Source organism: Mesorhizobium abyssinicae (assembly GCF_049887195.1).
GTDB lineage: Bacteria > Pseudomonadota > Alphaproteobacteria > Rhizobiales > Rhizobiaceae > Mesorhizobium > Mesorhizobium abyssinicae.
Map to the genome: position 1 here is coordinate 268857 of NZ_JARAKC010000003.1, position 16268 is coordinate 285124.

The 16268-nt window shown below is 65.6% G+C and carries 18 protein-coding genes; 8 read left to right on the forward strand and 10 right to left on the reverse strand.

Translation table 11 applies throughout. The annotated features are described in order from the left end of the window. Positions 1-78 precede the first annotated feature (78 nt). From PU724_RS09325 to PU724_RS09340, 4 genes are all read right to left on the reverse strand, one after another. Positions 79-1671 carry a peptide chain release factor 3 gene (locus PU724_RS09325; RefSeq protein WP_127282468.1) on the reverse strand — a complete coding sequence of 531 codons (1593 nt, stop codon included), beginning with the start codon at positions 1669-1671 and terminating at the stop codon, positions 79-81. 104 nt (positions 1672-1775) lie between these two features. Then, a complete protein-coding gene (locus tag PU724_RS09330; protein WP_127311896.1) occupies positions 1776-2018 on the reverse strand; it encodes a YjiS-like domain-containing protein in 243 nt (80 codons plus the stop codon). Positions 2019-2103: 85 nt separating this feature from the next. After that, positions 2104-2637, reverse strand: coding sequence for a hypothetical protein (locus tag PU724_RS09335; RefSeq protein WP_135908834.1), 534 nt, complete (start codon positions 2635-2637; stop codon positions 2104-2106). 16 nt (positions 2638-2653) lie between these two features. Beyond that, complete coding sequence (locus PU724_RS09340) at positions 2654-2935, reverse strand: DUF4242 domain-containing protein (RefSeq protein ID WP_127282471.1); 282 nt, start codon at positions 2933-2935, stop codon at positions 2654-2656. 205 nt (positions 2936-3140) lie between these two features. Here PU724_RS09340 and PU724_RS09345 point away from each other — a divergent pair, with 205 nt between their 5' ends. Both PU724_RS09345 and PU724_RS09350 read left to right on the forward strand, forming a co-directional pair. Beyond that, entirely contained in the window at positions 3141-4949 is a 1809-nt protein-coding gene (locus PU724_RS09345; protein WP_354420268.1) for a winged helix-turn-helix domain-containing protein, read from the forward strand. A gap of 71 nt (positions 4950-5020) precedes the next feature. Next, entirely contained in the window at positions 5021-6094 is a 1074-nt protein-coding gene (locus PU724_RS09350; RefSeq protein ID WP_354420269.1) for an NAD(P)/FAD-dependent oxidoreductase, read from the forward strand. On the opposite strand, the gene PU724_RS09355 is transcribed toward PU724_RS09350, so the two are convergent. The 4 genes from PU724_RS09355 to PU724_RS09370 form a co-directional block, all read right to left on the reverse strand. Next, the gene (locus tag PU724_RS09355) at positions 6088-7461 is read right to left on the reverse strand and encodes an amidase (protein ID WP_354420270.1); all 1374 of its coding nucleotides are present in this window, start codon (positions 7459-7461) and stop codon (positions 6088-6090) included. The genes PU724_RS09350 and PU724_RS09355 overlap by 7 nt on opposite strands. 133 nt (positions 7462-7594) lie before the next feature. Next, the gene (locus tag PU724_RS09360; RefSeq protein WP_354420271.1) at positions 7595-8389 is read right to left on the reverse strand and encodes a class II glutamine amidotransferase; all 795 of its coding nucleotides are present in this window, start codon (positions 8387-8389) and stop codon (positions 7595-7597) included. Positions 8390-8604: 215 nt separating this feature from the next. After that, positions 8605-9405 carry a class II glutamine amidotransferase gene (locus PU724_RS09365; protein WP_354420272.1) on the reverse strand — a complete coding sequence of 267 codons (801 nt, stop codon included), beginning with the start codon at positions 9403-9405 and terminating at the stop codon, positions 8605-8607. Between the two features lie 15 nt (positions 9406-9420). Further along, positions 9421-9672: a DUF6356 family protein gene (locus tag PU724_RS09370; protein WP_127391730.1), complete on the reverse strand. Its 252-nt coding sequence runs from the start codon at positions 9670-9672 to the stop codon at positions 9421-9423. A 115-nt stretch (positions 9673-9787) separates the two neighbouring features. Between PU724_RS09370 and PU724_RS09375 the strand changes: the two genes are divergently transcribed. The 5 genes from PU724_RS09375 to PU724_RS09395 all read left to right on the forward strand — a co-directional run bounded on the left by PU724_RS09375 (position 9788) and on the right by PU724_RS09395 (position 13279). Further along, on the forward strand, positions 9788-10258 hold the full coding sequence (locus tag PU724_RS09375) for an Lrp/AsnC family transcriptional regulator (RefSeq protein WP_126056794.1): 471 nt from the start codon (positions 9788-9790) through the stop codon (positions 10256-10258). A gap of 84 nt (positions 10259-10342) precedes the next feature. Next, positions 10343-10828 (forward strand): dUTP diphosphatase, encoded by a 486-nt coding sequence (dut, locus tag PU724_RS09380; protein WP_354420273.1) that lies wholly within the window; start codon positions 10343-10345, stop codon positions 10826-10828. Next, the gene (locus PU724_RS09385) at positions 10828-11493 is read left to right on the forward strand and encodes an HAD family hydrolase (protein WP_128274710.1); all 666 of its coding nucleotides are present in this window, start codon (positions 10828-10830) and stop codon (positions 11491-11493) included. Before dut ends, PU724_RS09385 begins: the two co-directional genes overlap by 1 nt. 79 nt (positions 11494-11572) lie before the next feature. Beyond that, positions 11573-12397, forward strand: coding sequence for a hypothetical protein (locus PU724_RS09390; RefSeq protein ID WP_354420274.1), 825 nt, complete (start codon positions 11573-11575; stop codon positions 12395-12397). Between the two features lie 78 nt (positions 12398-12475). After that, positions 12476-13279 carry an isocitrate lyase/PEP mutase family protein gene (locus tag PU724_RS09395; protein ID WP_354420275.1) on the forward strand — a complete coding sequence of 268 codons (804 nt, stop codon included), beginning with the start codon at positions 12476-12478 and terminating at the stop codon, positions 13277-13279. A gap of 13 nt (positions 13280-13292) precedes the next feature. Here PU724_RS09395 and PU724_RS09400 read toward each other — a convergent pair whose 3' ends face one another. Further along, complete coding sequence (locus tag PU724_RS09400) at positions 13293-13988, reverse strand: sulfate transporter family protein (protein WP_354420276.1); 696 nt, start codon at positions 13986-13988, stop codon at positions 13293-13295. Between the two features lie 64 nt (positions 13989-14052). Next, the gene (locus tag PU724_RS09405; protein ID WP_354420277.1) at positions 14053-14955 is read right to left on the reverse strand and encodes a DMT family transporter; all 903 of its coding nucleotides are present in this window, start codon (positions 14953-14955) and stop codon (positions 14053-14055) included. Positions 14956-15232: 277 nt separating this feature from the next. Here PU724_RS09405 and PU724_RS09410 point away from each other — a divergent pair, with 277 nt between their 5' ends. After that, a complete protein-coding gene (locus PU724_RS09410; RefSeq protein ID WP_127282484.1) occupies positions 15233-16225 on the forward strand; it encodes an adenosine kinase in 993 nt (330 codons plus the stop codon). The last annotated feature ends 43 nt before the right edge of the window (positions 16226-16268 follow it).

Sequence of the window (16268 nt, forward strand, 5' to 3'; positions counted from 1 at the left end):
TCTCAAACGCCGGCGCCGCCCCTCAACCGCCCTTCGGGCACCTTCTCCCCGTGAACGGGGAGAAGGAAAAAGGAGTAACTACGCCGCCTTGTCGCGGACCTGGTAGTCCTTCACCGCGGCGAAGCGGATCGCCTTCCAGCGCTCGGCTTCGTAGTTGAGCGAAAAGGCGTGCTGGGCGAGGAACACAGGATCGTTGTCGAGATCGCGGGCGATGTCGCCGCGATGCGCTTCGATGAAGCGCTGCACCTCGGCCCTGTCGTCGGCCGAGATCCAGCGGCAGACGGAAAAGCGCGACATTTCGAAATCGACCGGCAGCGTGTACTCGATGTTCAGCCGTTCCTTGAGCACGTCGAGCTGCAGGGCGCCGACGACACCGACGATGGCAGGCGAGCCGTCCTCGGGCGAGAACAGCTGCACCACGCCTTCCTCGGCCATCTGGTGCAGGGCTTCCTTCAGCTTCTTGGCCTTCATGGCATCGCCGAGGCGGACGCGGCGCAGGATTTCCGGGGCGAAGTTCGGCACGCCGCGGAACAGGATCTCCTCGCCCTCGGTCAGCGTGTCGCCGATGCGCAGCGTGCCGTGGTTGGGGATGCCGACGACGTCGCCGGCGAACGCCTCGTCGGCGGTGACGCGGGTGCGGGCGAAGAAGAACTGCGGCGCCGACAGGCTCATCGGCTTGCCGGTGCGCACCAGCTTGGCCTTCATGCCGCGCTCGAGCTTGCCCGAACAGACGCGCACGAAGGCGATGCGGTCGCGGTGGTTGGGGTCCATGTTGGCCTGGATCTTGAAGACGAAGGAGGTCATCTTCTCCTCGGTCGCCTCGACCTTGCGGCTGTCGGCCTCCTGCGCGCGCGGCGGCGGCCCGAAGGCGCCGAGCGCCTCGATCAGGTCGCGCACGCCGAAATTGCGCAGCGCCGAGCCGAAATAGACCGGCGTCAGATGGCCCTCGCGGAAGGCGTCGATGTCGAGGGGTCTGCACGCTTCCCGCGCGAGTTCCAGCTCCTCGATGAAGGCTTCCCGCTCATTGTCGGGCAGCAGCCCGGCAACGCGGTTGGAATCGGGACCGTTGACCGGCGTGCGCTCCTTCTCGTCATCGCTCTTGCGCACGGCGTTCAGCGCCAGATGGTAGGTGCCCGAAAAGGTCTTGCCGCGGCCGATCGGCCAGGTGACAGGCGCGGTGTCCAGCGCCAGCTTCTGCTCGATCTCGTCAAGGATCTCGAAGGGATCGCGGCTCTCGCGGTCCATCTTGTTGACGAAGGTGATGATCGGGATGTCGCGCAGCCGGCAGACCTCGAACAGCTTCAGCGTGCGCGGCTCGATGCCCTTGGCGGCATCGATGACCATGACGGCCGAGTCGACCGCCGAGAGCGTGCGATAGGTGTCGTCGGCGAAATCCTCGTGGCCGGGCGTGTCGAGCAGGTTGAAGACATTGTCGTCATACTCGAAGGTCATCACCGAGGTGACGACCGAAATGCCGCGCTCGCGCTCGATCTTCATCCAGTCGGACCGGGTCTGGATGCGGTCCTTCTTGGCCTTGACCTCGCCGGCAAGCTGGATCGCGCCGCCGAACAAAAGCAGCTTCTCGGTGAGCGTGGTCTTGCCGGCGTCGGGGTGGGCGATGATCGCGAAGGTGCGACGGCGCGATACCGCGTTTTCGATGTCTTCTGCCAAGTCGTGGAATCCTGTCTGTGGCGCGGGCTTCTAGCAGCGCTTTTCCGGCCTGTCGACAGTTTCGGGCCGATCGGTCCGAGACGACCGGAAATCGGCCGCGCAGATCAGTTCCACAGCCAGCCGCGACCATTCTTGCTGCCGTAGCGGGTGACCAACGCGATCTCGGAGCGATCAATGCCGATGTCGCGCAGCAGGTGATCCGGAAATTCGTGAAGCCGCGCCCGGTCCCTGCGAATGCGGATGATGCGGGCGAAGGCGCCGACGCCGAAACGATCGATGGCCGTCACGAAGAAGCGCCAGCCGAAGGGCCGATCGATGGTGAATTCCAGTTCTTCAAGGGATGACATTGTCGTATTTCCTTCTGTTTGAACGATGGGAGATCGGGAGGGCCATGCAATGACCCTCCCGTTGCGGTGCCGGGTCTTGGCTGCGTCAGGACTGATCGTTGGCGCAGCTCACATAGGGGTTCCAGTCGGCGAACATGCCGGCCGGATTGTGCCGCCAGTGCCAGACATGCAGCTCGTAGTAGGGGTCCACCGGATGGACGCCCACGGTCGTCTTGCGCTGCAGGGTGCGGCCGAGGAACTCGGGAACGCCCTTGCCCTTCCAGTCCTTCTCGAAGACGATGTACTCCATGCCGACGAGCTGCATGGAGCCGTCCGGCTCCGGCTCGTAGGTCAGCACGTCCGGCTCGGCGAGCACGAGCTTGCCATCGCCGGCACGGCCCGGATGGATGAAGTGGACCCCCATCGTGCCGTGCTCGTCATGCCTCGTGCATTCGAAGAGCTGCTGGTAGCCTTCGGCCTTGGCGACCTCGATGTTGACGTACCTGGCCGCCATTTCCCGAGACCGGTTGAGCACCGGATCCGGCGTATCATGGGCATCCGCGGTGCCGCAGGCGAGCGCGGAGGCCCAGATGGCGCCGGACAACGCCGTGCCGAGGACGAGATTTGCGAAGAGTTTCACCACCCGTGCCTCCCCGTCAGGCGCTGGCGTGCGCCGTCGTCGGATCGAACAGGCGCTTCACCTGCGTGATCTTGGTGGCCGGGAAGCCGCTCATCTTGGCGTGGCGCTGGATGATCGCCTCGTCCTTGGCGAGATAGACGCAGAAGGTCTTGTCGTCGGTGACGAACGACTCCACCCACTGGATTTCGGGGCCAAGTTCGGCGAGGACGGCGTTCGAGGCCTTGGACGCGTCGCGGAGCTGCTCGCGCTCAAAGGTGCCGACCTTGGGAATGTCCCGTTCGATGATGTACTTCTGCATTTTCGTAGTCTCCTCATCTTGGCTTCAAAAGCCGGCTGGCGGCCCGACCAGGTCGCTGCCGGTGACATGCCTGGGGTTGCTGGGCTAAAGTGCCGCTTGGCTCGCCAGGCACGGGAAGAATGACAGGAGGGGCGGCCGACAGTCCTTACGCCGCGCTTATCTTCTCCTGATCCTTTGCCCATTGTCGTTGGAGGGAATGCTGCCGATGGGGGTCTATTGCTTCGGCGACTTCGAGCTGAACGAGGAATCCCGCGCCCTTCGCCTCGCCGGCAGGGAGGTCGAGGCGCAGCCGCTGGTCTTCGACTTCCTCGCCATGCTGCTGCGAAATCAGGAGCGGGCGCTGAGCAAGGACGAACTGCTCGAAACGCTGTGGCCGGGCGTCACGGTTACGGAGGCCTCGCTGCAGCGCGTGGCGAGTCTCGCTCGCAGCATCCTTCGCCAGGGCGGAATTGAAACGGCGCTGCGCAACTTGCCCCGGTTTGGCTACCGGATCTACCTGGATTCACCTGCCGCTCCGGAAAACAAGATCGTTCCGGCCGGCGAGGTCAGCAAGCCTTCGAGCCCCGGCTCGCCAATCCTTTTGGCACGCGCGGCCGTTGCGGCCAGAAAATGGCGTGAGGCCGCGGCCTCCTTCGCCGAAGCAGACGCCACCGACGAGTTGTTGACGGCCGATCTCGAAGAATGGGCATTGGCACTGGAGTGCATGGGACGGCCGGCGGAAGCCATTCCGCTCCTGGCGCGCGCGGTGACGGAGTACGGCGTCGCCGGCGAACGCCTGCGCGCGGCTTCTCCGGCAATCACCCTTGCCATGATCCATCTGGAGAGAGGAGAGCTTGCCGCCGCCAATGGCTGGCATAAGCGTGCCGCGCAGTTGATCGATGGCGCCACCGAGAGCAGGGAACATGGCCTCTGGTGCTGGATGGGCGCGCGCATCAAGGGCGCGGAAGCCGAGCCGGAGCACGCGCTTGCGCTCGCCGAGCAGGCTTTCGAGGTCGGCAAGCAGCTCGAGGACCCGGTCGTCGAGTCGCTCGGTCTCATCTATCGCGGCTTCTTTAAGCTTTGCCTTGGGGAAACAAGGTCCGGGCAGGAAGACCAGGATTTTGCCGCAGCGCTTGGTCTCTCCAGCGATGTCGACCCGATCGTCGGCGGTATCCTCTACTGCAACATTCTCTGGGCCTGCCGAAATTTCGGCGACTGGGCGAGAGCCAACCAATGGACCCTCAGCTACGAGGGGTGGTGCAGAGGACACGGGCTGGAGGAACTCACGGGCTCGTGCCGGCTGCATCGGGCCGAGGTGCTCGGCGTCCATGGCACGCTGAAAGAGGCGGAGACGCTGGTGCGTGCCGCGCTCGACCAGCTTGCGCTCGACGCGCCTTGGGCCACTGGCGATGCGCTGCGCGTCCTGGGTGACATTCATCTTGCCGCCGGCGATTTCGCCGAGGCCGAAACAGCCTATCGCGCGTCCCACGCCGCGGGCTGGGACCCGCAGCCCGGCCTTGCGCTGCTGCAGCTCGAGCAGGGACAGGCGGAGGCCGCTTTCAGCGCGCTCGAGCGGTCCCTGGTTGGGAACCGCTGGCCAACCCTGCAGCGGCGCGGCATGGTCCTTGCCACGCTCGCCAAGGTGGCGGCGCGGACCGATCGGCTGGAGCGCGCGAAGCAGGTGATCGCCGAACTGGAAAGCGAGCCCCACCGTTGGCCGATGGCCTCGATCCGGGCGTTGACTGCCGAGGCCAAGGCGGAACTGTTCATGCGGGAAGATCGCCTTGTGGAAGCGGCGTGGGAGCTGCAGACCGCATGCTCGCGCTGGGCCGAGATCGGCTCGCCGACCAGCTGCGCGGATGCCAGGCTTTCGCTCGCGGCGCTGCTCATCCAGCTGGGTGACCGCACCGGCGCGGAGCTGGAGCTCGGCACGGTGCTCGCGGTCGCGAAGAAAGTCGACTCGCCGCGCCTCATGCGGCGGTACGACGAGTTGAAAGGGCTGCTCGCCGGCACCAAGCAAGAGGCGCTTGGGTAGCGCATAGACGCCTTCTCGCTTGAGGTCGGCTCGGTGCGATGGCATGACGGGAAACCCCAATGGAGCCCGGCATGAGCAGCGCGAAAGAAGTCACCGTCATCGGCGCCGGCATCATCGGTGCCTCGATCGCCTGGCATCTGACGGGAGCCGGGGCGCGGGTGACGGTGATTTCGGATAGCGGCGCGGGTGGCGTCGCGACACCCAATTCGTTTGCCTGGATCAATGCCAGCTGGGGCAACCCCGAGACCTATTTCCGGCTGCGCCGGCGCGCCATGGCCGAATGGACAAGGCTGGCGAAGGATCTGCCCGGCCTGCCGCTCGCCTGGTGCGGCGGCCTGTGCTGGGACATGCCGGCGGACGAGCTCGAGGCCTATGCGGCCGAGCATTCCTCCTGGGGCTACGGCATCGAGCGCGTCGGCCGTGATCGGGTGGCCCGCATCGAGCCCAATCTTACCGAGCTTCCGGAGCTTGCGCTCTATGTGGCGGAGGAAGGCGTCGCCGAGCCGGTTGCCGCTACCAGGGCGCTGCTGGCCGATGCCGAGCGGCGCGGCGCGAAGTTGGCAACCGGAACCGTCACCGCCCTGGTGCGATCCAATGGCAAGGTCACGGGCGTGGAGATGTCCGGCGAGCAGCTTACCGCCGACGAGGTGGTGATCGCGGCCGGCGCCGGAGCTCCGGGGATCGCCGAAACAGTCGGGGTCAAGCTGCCGATCGAAACACCGCCCGGCCTGATCGTTCATTCGCGCCCTTACAAGAAGCTGCTCAACGGGCTGGTGCTGGCCGAGCGGCTGCACATGCGCCAGACGGCCGAGGGCCGCATCATCGCCGGCTCGGATTTCGGCGGCGCCGATCCGGGCGAGAATGCGGAGGACACGGCGCGCGAGCTGTTCAAGGCGACGAAGGCGATGCTGGGCGGCGCCGAGGGGCTGGAGCTCGATTTCCACACGGTCGGCTACCGGCCGACCCCGGTCGACGGCTTCCCGATCATCGGCCGCGCCGAGGGGATGGACGGGCTCTATGTCGCCGTCATGCATTCCGGCATCACGCTGGCGCCGGCGGTCGGTCTTTTTGCGGCCCGCGAAATCCTCGACGGCGAGCGCGATCCATTGCTTCAGCCTTACGGGCTTGGCCGCTTCTCTCAATAGCCGGTCGGCCTGCGATAGCCCCCAGCCAGTGGCGCGATCGCTGACGCGATGCCGAGCAGCCGCGTCTCGGACCAGCGCCTGCCAACCAGTTGCAGGCCGATGGGCAGGCCCTCGCTGTCGTACCCGCCGGGTATCGTCAGCGCCGGATGGCCGGAATAATTGAACACCGCGCCATAGGCTGGCAGCATCCAATAGTTCTCCTCTCTGCCGTTGACCTCGATCGCCGTCCCCGGCGCGCAATGCGGGAAGGCGGTGGTCATGGCGACCGGGCAGAGCAGCGCATCGCAGCTTTCGAAGAACCGGTCCCAGGCGAGAATCGAGCGGTCGCGGCGGGCGAGCGCCGCGAACCAGCGCGAGATGGGCGTCGGCTGCTCCGGCGGGTCCGGCTGCGCGGCCTCCAGCATCATGCCGATCAGCGCGCCGCCCTCGGCGAGATCGTCGTGCAGATCGAGCCTGGGCAACTTTGCCTCCTCGACCATGGCGCCTGCCGATCCGAGCTTCTCGCCAAGCTTTTCGACGGCGGCGCTGATCTCGTCAGCCACCGGGAAGCCAGGGAAGGTCGTGGCGACGGCGATGCGCAGCGTGCTGACGTCCGGCGTCTCCGTAGCCTCGACCGGCACCGGCGCAAGGTCGGTGTCGCCTCCGTCCGGTCCGGCGATGATCCGGTAGATCAGTGCCAGGTCCTCGGCGCTGCGCGCCAGCGGGCCGAGGCACGACATCAGCCGGACGCTGCGCGCCGTCCCGCCCGGATCGGGAAAAGCGCCGGCCAGCGAAACTCGGTGCTCGGTCGGCTTCAGGCCGTAGACACCGCAGAAGGCAGCCGGCAGCCGGATGGAATCCTGCATGTCGGTGCCGATCTCGAACGGCGTCATGCCCGCTGCAACCGCCGCCGCCGCGCCGCCGCTGGAGCCGCCGGCGGTGCGCGACAGATTCCAGGGGTTGCCGGTGCGGCCGAACAGTGGATTGTCCGATTGCCAGTCGCCGAGCATAGTCGCGACATTGGTCTTGCCGATCAGTATCGCGCCAGCCGCCTTCAGCCGCGCCACGACCGGGCTGTCCTTTTTCGCCACATAGTCGGCAAACGGCGGGAAGCCGACCGTGGTCTTCATGCCGGCCGTGTCGTGCGTGTCCTTCAGGGTGAAGGGCACGCCGTGCAGCGGACCCAGGGCGTCGCCGCGCGCCAGCGCAACGTCCGCCTGCCTGGCGCGCTCGCGAGCCCCTTCCCTGTCGAGGGTGACGATGGCGTTGACCGCCCCGTTGCTCCTGTCGATCTGCGCAAGATGCGCATCCAGCGCCGCCACGGCCGAGATTCTTCGCGCGGCGATCGCGGTGGCGAGCTCGATGGTCGAGGCGAAGGCGATGTCCATGACGAATGCTCCGGCTTGCTGGCCGCGCCTGCTGATCAAGATGGCGGACTGTGGCGCGGCTTCAAGCCGAGTTCAGCATCCGAGGATCGGCCTCGCTTGATCGGGATTGCGCAGGCATGCGCGGCCGGACGGTTCAACTCGCGAGCGCCAGCTCCGCCAGAGCCGGAGCAAAGGGCCGAACGACCATGCCATCGCGTGTAATCGTGACGAAGCTCGATGGCGGGATCGCCTGCCACTCGCCGCCTTCGCGGTCGAAGGGCTCCGAGACGATGCAGCGGCCCCTGCCAAAGGCCGAGGTGTAAAGCGTCGGCGCATGATCGTCGGTGGCGTAGCGCACGGCGTGCAGTGCCTTGCCGTCCGAGAAGGCGGCGGTGAGCTTCAGCGCCGGGTCCAGACCGGCGCGGCGCGAGGCGTCGAGCACGCGATTGGCGGCGCGCGTTGCCGCGCCATGCGGATTACGCGACAGGCCCTCGTCGATCATCAGCAGGAAGAACAGCTCGGAATCAGTGCTGCCCGAACGCCGGTCGTAGACGGCGTCCGAAAGCGAGTTCTCCAGTCCGCGGCGTATCCTTTCGAAGCCGTGGATCTGGCCGTTATGCATGAACAACCAGCGGCCGGAAATGAACGGGTGGCAGTTCATGCGGCTGGTGCCGCCACCGGTCGAGGCGCGGACATGAGCCAGGAACAGGCCGGATCTGATCTGCTGGCACAGGCTTTTCAGATTAGGGTCTGACCAGGCCGGCAGAATATCGCGATAGAGCCCAGGCTCGGGCCGCCCGCCATACCAGGCGAGACCAAAGCCGTCGGCATTGGTCGGCGATTTCGCCTCCCGCGCGTCGCGGCTCTGAACGATCAGCGAGTGGGAAGGTGCGGTGACGATCTCTTCAAGGAATATCGCTTCGCCGAGATAGGCGGCCCATCTGCACATTGTTGCGTCATCCTCTTTTGCGCATCCAACCGGGGCCGCGAATGAAAACCATTCGCCGCCGGTGAGACGCCAGAGATGACAGGAGGCCGGTTTGGCGTCCTTACGTCGCGCTGATGTTTTGCTGATCCTTTGCCCAAGGCAGGCCGGAAAGATGGCGGCGATCGCCGGGCGATTCCGGCCCGGACCGCACCGGTCTCGACGGATCGAGATCGTGTTTAGCCAACCAGCGCCAGCTTGTTCGCTGCAGGTGCAAAAGGCCGAATGCCCATGCCGTCCGCCGTCATGGTGACGAAGCTCGACGGCGGGATCGCCTGCCACTCGCCGCCGTCGCGGTCGAAGGGTTCGGAAACGATGCAGCGGCCCGCGCCGTTGCGGAAGACGGAGGTGTAGAGCGTCGGCGCATGATCGTCGGTGGCGTAGCGCACGGCATAGAGCGCCTGGCCGTTGGAGAAAGCAGCCGTCAGCTTCAGCGCCGGCTCGAGGCCAGCGCGACGCGAGGCTTCCAGCACGCGACTGGTGGCGCGCGAGACCGCGCCTTGCGGGTCTTCGGACAGACCCTCGTCGATCATCAGGAGAAAAAAGAGCTCGGAATCGGTGGTGCCCTCGCGCTGGTCGAAGACGGCGTCGCAGAGCGAATTCTCCAGCGCGCGGCGGATCTTCTCGAAGCCGCCGATCTGGCCGTTGTGCATGAACGACCAGCGGCCGGAGATGAAGGGATGGCAATTCATGCGGCTGGTAGCACCGCCGGTCGAGGCGCGCACATGGGCGAGGAACAGGCCGGACTTGATCTGCCGGCACAGGCTCTTCAGATTGGGGTCCGACCAGGCCGGCAGGATGTCGCGATAGAGGCCGGGCTCGGGCCGGTCGCCATACCAGGCGAGCCCGAAACCGTCGCCATTGGTCGGCGACTTGGCTTCCTGGGCGCAGTGGCTCTGGGCGATCAGCGAATGGCAGGGCGCGGTGATGATGTCTTCGAGGAAGACCGCTTCACCAAAATAGGCCGCCCACCGGCACATCGCATTCCACCGTTGCTAGGCGCGGTCCATCAGAGCCTTGGGCTCCTTGACCGCGTGTGAGCCTCTGTTGTGCGTCCGCTCATAGAGCTCGCGGACGATTCGGCTGGCGGTAGTCTCGAACAGAAATGGCAAGAAAGCGTGAACGAGCGCTGCGCCCGCGGCCATCGACAGGCGCGAGCAGAACCAGGCGGCGAAGGCCATGTGGCTGAAATAGGTCTCGCCCACCTTGGCCGGGTGAGAGGTGAACAGCTTCGAAAACGTCGTCATGGTGATCCCTCCTGCCGGGATGAGCCCCGATGCTGGGTATCGTGCCACGGGCCAAAGGTTCATCGATCCCAAATTGTCCTTGCGATGAGCAACAATTTGGGACATTCATCCCATGATGAGCATAGAAATCGATGAAATCGATCGAAGATTGCTAGCGGAGCTGCAACGCGACGGCACGTTGTCGGTCGATCAGCTGTCGGAGCGGGTGGCGCTGTCGCGCAATGCCTGCTGGCGGCGGGTCAAGCGACTGGAAGAGGACGGCGTCATCATCGGGCGCGTGGCGCTGGTCGATGCCGACAAGCTCGGGCTCGGCCTCTCCGTGTTCATCCTGGTCCGCACCTCCAACCACGATCCGGACTGGCTGCAGAAATTCCGCGCGGCGGTGACCGGCTTTGCCGAGATCACCGGCGTCTACCGCATGTCGGGCGATCTCGACTATGTGCTGAGAGCCCGCGTCGCCGACGTGAAGGCCTATGACCGGCTCTACCAGCGGCTGATCGCCAAGGTGGCGCTGTCGGATGTCTCGGCCTCCTTCGTCATGGAGGAGATCAAGGAGACGACCGTCGTACCGGTAGAGCTGCGCTGAGCAGGAACCGCCTCGAAAGAAAGGCGTTGATAGCGTTGCTGCCGGGTTGACCTTTCCGGCACTCGCGCCGATAGGAATGGGCTCATGCGCGCAGCTGTCTATCCCTCCTCCGTCATCGGCCCCTCCGTCGGTTTCGTCCGGCTTCCGCATGGCGAAGGCCTGCCACTGCCGGCCTATGAAAGCTCAGGCGCCGCCGGCATGGATTTGCGCGCCGCGGTGCCGGAAGACCGGCCTTTGCTGATCCTGCCCGGCAAACGCGCGCTGGTGCCGACCGGGCTGATCGTGGAAATTCCCGAAGGCATGGAAGGCCAGGTCCGGCCGCGGTCGGGCCTCGCTTTCAAACACGGCCTTACCGTTCTCAATTCACCCGGCACCATCGACAGCGATTATCGCGGCGAGGTGAAGGTGCTGCTGGTCAATCTCGGCGACGAGGACTTTGCGGTGACGCGCGGCATGCGCATCGCCCAGATCGTCTTTGCCGCGGTGACTCAGGTGGCGGTGGAAGAACGTTCCCTGGCTGGCAGCACGACGCGCGGCGGCGGCGGTTTCGGGTCTACCGGCACCGCTTAATGCGTGGGCCCTTTCCAAAGCTGGTCATCTTCGACTGCGACGGGGTCCTGGTCGACACCGAGAACCTTGCCAACCGGCGCCTCGCCGAGTGGCTGAGCGGCGCCGGCTTCGCCACCACCTTCGAATATTGCCGCAAGAACTTCTCCGGCCGCAGCATGGCCTCGGTGCAGAAAGAGATCGAAGCGGCGACCGAGGTCAGGCTCGGCGTCGATTTCGTCGATCGCTGGAACGCCGGCCTGCCGGACCTGTTCGCGCATGGCGTCGAGGCAATCCCTTATGTGCGCGACTTCATCGAGAAGGTGCGGGCCGCCGGTATCGCCTACTGCGTCGCCTCCTCGGCGCGGGTGTCGAAGATGCACATCACCCTCGGCCAGACCGGGCTGTTGCCGCTGTTCGAGCACGCCATGTTCTCTTCGACCATGGTCGGGCGCGGCAAGCCGTTTCCGGACCTGTTCCTCTACGCGGCAAAGACCATGGGCTTCGCGCCGGCCGACTGCATCGTCATCGAGGACAGTGTCGCAGGCACCGAGGCCGGCATCGCCGCCGGGATGCGCGTCTTCTCCTATCACGCGGACCCCTATTCCGATCCGCACGGCCTGGAAGAGGCCGGCGGCATCCTGTTCGACGACATGCGCGAACTGGCCGGGCTGGTGCCGATCCCCTGAGCCTATGTTCGACCTTGCCCCGGCTGTGCGCTGCAAAACTCCGTGCTAGCGTGCGCTCTTTCGAGGGGCACCCGCACATATGATTTCCATTTTGTATCGCTTCATTCTCGCTTGCCTGTTCTTGCCCTGGCTGTGGGCAGCGGCAGGCGCGCAGAACGCCAGCTTCCCGGAACTGAGCAGCGCCGTCCCTGGCCATAACGGCATCACCTATCTCGACCTTGCCAACATGGTCGCTCCAGTCCTCGCCGGCACTTCGCCGATCAAGATCCGCCCCATCAGCGGCGAGGCCGATGACGAGGCGCCGCCTTCGACCGGCGACCTGTCGAGCGCCGCCGTGCTCGACATCAAAGCCGGCGGCGAGGAGCGGCTGACGATGCTGTTCGACCTCGGGCAAGCCTCCGACAGCGCCGAGGGTTTCGCTGTGCTGGCTCTCTACGACCTCGGCAGCAAGCCGAAATTGCTCGACGCGGTCAATGTCGCCACCGATCGGAGCACGTTTTTTCGCGAACCGGCCAGGCTTTCGATCAGCGCCGGCGATAACGCCGTCGTCATCACCAGCACGCATTTCAATTCGAACCAGGGCTATGTCAGCACGTTGCTGCTCATGGTCCGCAACGACCGCTTCGAGCTGGTCGACACCATCAACACGTTCGATGAAAACTACTGCTACAAGCGGACGCAGGATCTTGCCTTCAAGACGCTCGCGGACGGCCGGCGCTATGCGGCGATCAAGGCGACGGTCACAGACGCCACCGTGCCGGGCGAGGACTGCGAGGGCGAGCAGCCCAAGGCCTCGTCGCACAAGATCTCCGTGACCTACCGCTGGAGCAAGAAAGCGTCGCGCTACGTGCCTGGCTCCAAGGCGTTCGAGCGTTTGTCAGCAGAGAACGAGAAACGCTTCTGAGCCAAACGCATTCGTTTGCCCGGCGAAAATCGGCGCGATAGACTTTCCCGGCAATTCGATGTCTGGAGGGAAGCATCCATGGACAAGGGCAAGATCTTTCGCGACCTGCACGCCTCGACCTTCGTCATGCCCAACCCCTGGGACATCGGCACGACGAAGCTTCTCACCTCCTTCGGCTTCAAGGCGCTGGCGACGACGAGCGCCGGCTTTGCCTTCTCGCGCGGCCTGCCCGACGGCGCGGTGACTTTCGACCAGATGATCCATCATTGCCGCGAAGTGACGGCGGCGACCAGCCTGCCGGTCTCGGCCGACCTCGAGCGCGGCAAGGGCGACAGCCCCGAACAGGCCGCCGAGACCATTTTCGCGGCCGAGGCGGCCGGGCTTGCCGGCTGCTCGATCGAGGACCACACCGGCGATCAGGAAAAGCCCATCTATGAATTTTCGCATGCGGTCGAACGCGTCGCCGCCGCTGTCGAGGCGGCGCGGGCGCTGAAGCACGATTTCGTCTTCACCGCGCGGGCCGAGAATTTCCTGTGGGGCCGGACCGATATCGACGATACGATCAAGCGGCTGCAGGCCTTCGAGCAGGCCGGCGCCGACGTGCTCTATGCGCCAGGGTTGAGCGACGTCGAGACGGTGCGGATCGTCTGCTCTGCGGTGAACAAGCCGGTCAACGTCATGGCGCGGCCAGGCTTCACCACCGCCGACCTCGCCCAGGCGGGCGTCAAGCGTATCTCGCTCGGACCGTGGCTGACCAACTTCGCCTTCGGCATGCTGGAGACGGCGGCGCGCGAGATCCAGCAGGACGGCACGTTCGGCTTCACCCGCTCCGCGATGCCGTTCGGCAAATTGCAATCGCTGTTTGGCAAGCCGGGCGACTGACGGCCGGATAGAGTCACGCCTTTTCCCGCGCCGATACCGCCTTGTGCAGGTTGACCATCATGGCGGCGGCGAAGAGCGGGGTCAAAAGATTGAGCAGCGGCACGGCGAGGAAGGCGGCAATGACCAGGCCGGCCAGGAACACCGTGCCGGCATGTTTCCTGCGCAGCGCCTTGGCCTCTGCCTCCGGGCGGAAGCGCATGGCGGCGAATTCGAAGAACTCGCGCCCGAGCAGGTAGCCGTTGACGATGAAGAAGGCGGCGATGTTGATGCCCGGCACGAGGAGCAGCAGCAGGGCGACTATGTTGCCGAGGACAACGACGCCGAAGAATTTTATCGCCAGCACCAGCGCGTGCAGCGCTGGCACGGGACGGCCCGGCGGATCATCCGGATAATCGATACGCTCGACCACTTCGGCGACGTCGTCGAGGAACAGGCCGGCGATCACGGCCGTCACCGGCGCGACAAGAAGAGCCGTCCCCATCGCCAGAAGGATGCCGGCGACAATGGCGCCCAGCCATCCGGCCCAGGACGGCAGGCCGGGCAGAAGCCCCTGCAGCCACGGCCAGGCCAGCCATTCGAGCAGGCTCTCGATGCCGAACCAAAAGGCCACCAGCGCCAGCAGGGTCAGCCCCAATGTCTTAAGGAAGACGGAGCGGAATTCGGGCGAGAACAGCCGGCTGGCGGCGGCGCGGGCAGCGTCGAGGATCACGGCGTCTCCAACCCCTCATCGACAAAGACGCTTCCGAGATAGGCACCCTTGTCGAGCAGCGCAACTATTGCGCAAGCTTCCTCTGCCGCGCGGGGATGGTCATCGCCGCGACGCCGACGACCACGAAACCCATGCCGAGCCAGGCCGTCGGACCGAGGCTCTCGCCCAGGAAGAGCGCGCCGATGCCGACACCGATCGGCACGCGCAGATAGGCCTGCGACGTGGTGCCGACCGAGCCCAGCGTGTGGATGAGGCGGAAGAAGATCGAGAAGGCGAGCGCGGTGGAAAAGACCGAAAGTCCAATCAGCGCAAGGATCGATGCGGTCGATGGCGAGAGCGCCCACGGCCGGTCGAAAACAAGGCTCAGCGGGATCAGGATCGCGGCGCCGCAGATCATCGAGCCGGCGGCCGGCAGCATCGGGTCGAGCCCTCTGAAGTTGCGTCCGAAAATGGCGGCACCCGCATAGCTGACGGTGGCGGCGATGACGGCAAGCTGCGCCCACAGCTGATGGCCGAGGCCGCCGAGCGCCTCCGTGCCGACGATCAGGCAGATGCCGGCAATGCCGGCGCCGACGCCGACCAGCTTGCGCAGCGTAACCGGCTCGTGGCGGGTGATCAGCGCCGTCAGAAGGAAAGTGAAGATCGGCGATGTGGCGTTGAGGATGGTGGCGAGGCCGGCATCGATGGAGCGCTCGGCGGCGGCGATCAGGGTGAAGGGTACGACGCTGTTCAGGCAGGCCTGGAAGGCGAAGCGACGCCAGGTTGCGGCGTCCCTCGGCATGGCGAGACCGCGCCAGCGGATGATGGCGAGCAGGAGGGCGCCGGCGATCAGCGTGCGCGCGGCGATGAAGGTGACCGGCGGGATCGTCTCGACGCCGACCTTGATGAAGCTATAGGACGCGCCCCACAGCACGGCCAGCACGCCAAGAAGAGCCAGTTCGGTGGTCATGTCGGTCTTTGCGGGCATTGCCGGTTCGCGCTTTTCAGAAACTTCGATCGGATCGCTTCTAGCCGACGGCCAGGCGGAAATGTTTCGATCCCGATGCAACCATAGCCGCCATCGTCACGGCCGATATGGTCCAGTTTGATGCGATGGCTGAAGCAGCCGGCGAATAAGCGCAGCCATTGGCCGGCATGGCGGAACCCGATGCCGATTTTCGGGGTAGGCAAAAGGACGGCAACTCGCTAGACCCGCGCCCGGCCGGCATGGCAGAAAGCCGGCAGGTTCCCAGGCGGAGAGATTGATGCCGGATTATGACGTGCTTTGCATCGGCAATGCCATTGTCGATATCATCGCCCAGTGCGACGACGCCTTCCTCGAGACCAACGGCATCATCAAGGGCGCGATGAACCTGATCGACACCAGGCGCGCCGAATTGCTCTACAGCCGCATGGGCCCGGCGATCGAGGCGTCCGGCGGTAGCGCCGGCAACACGGCGGCCGGCATCGCCAGCTTCGGCGGCCGCGCCGCCTTCTTCGGCAAGGTCTCGAACGACCCGCTCGGCGAAATCTACACCCACGACATCCAGGCCCAGGGCGTCGCCTTCGACACCAAGCCACTCCAGGGCCAGCCGCCGACGGCGCGCTCGATGATCTTCGTCACGCCGGACGGCGAGCGCTCGATGAACACCTATCTCGGCGCCTGCGTCGAGCTCGGTCCCGAGGATGTCGAGGCCGACAAGGCCTCCGGCGCCAAGGTTACCTATTTCGAGGGCTATCTGTGGGATCCGCCGCGCGCCAAGGAAGCGATCCGGCAGACGGCGAAACTGGCGCATGAAGCCGGACGCGAAGTGTCGATGACGCTGTCGGACTCGTTCTGCGTCGACCGCTACCGCGACGAGTTCCTCGACCTGATGCGCTCGGGCACCGTCGACATCGTCTTCGCCAACAGCCACGAGATCAAATCGCTCTACCAGACCTCGTCTTTCGAGGACGCGCTGGCGGCGATCCGCAAGGATTGCAAGATCGCAGCCGTCACCCGCTCGGAAAAGGGCTCGGTCATCGTGCGCGGCGACGAGACCGTCACCATCGAGGCAACGACGATCCGCGAACTGGTCGACACCACCGGCGCCGGCGACCTCTATGCCGCCGGTTTCCTCTACGGTTACACTGCTGGACGCAGCCTGAAGGATTGCGGCAACCTCGGCTCGCTGGCGGCCGGGCTGGTGATCCAGCAGATCGGGCCGCGGCCGCGGCAGAATTTGCGCAGCGCGGCCCAGCTGGCGGGGTTGCTTTAGGTCTCTTAGCTCTCCCCTTGTGGAAGAAGTCGGATTGCCCCGA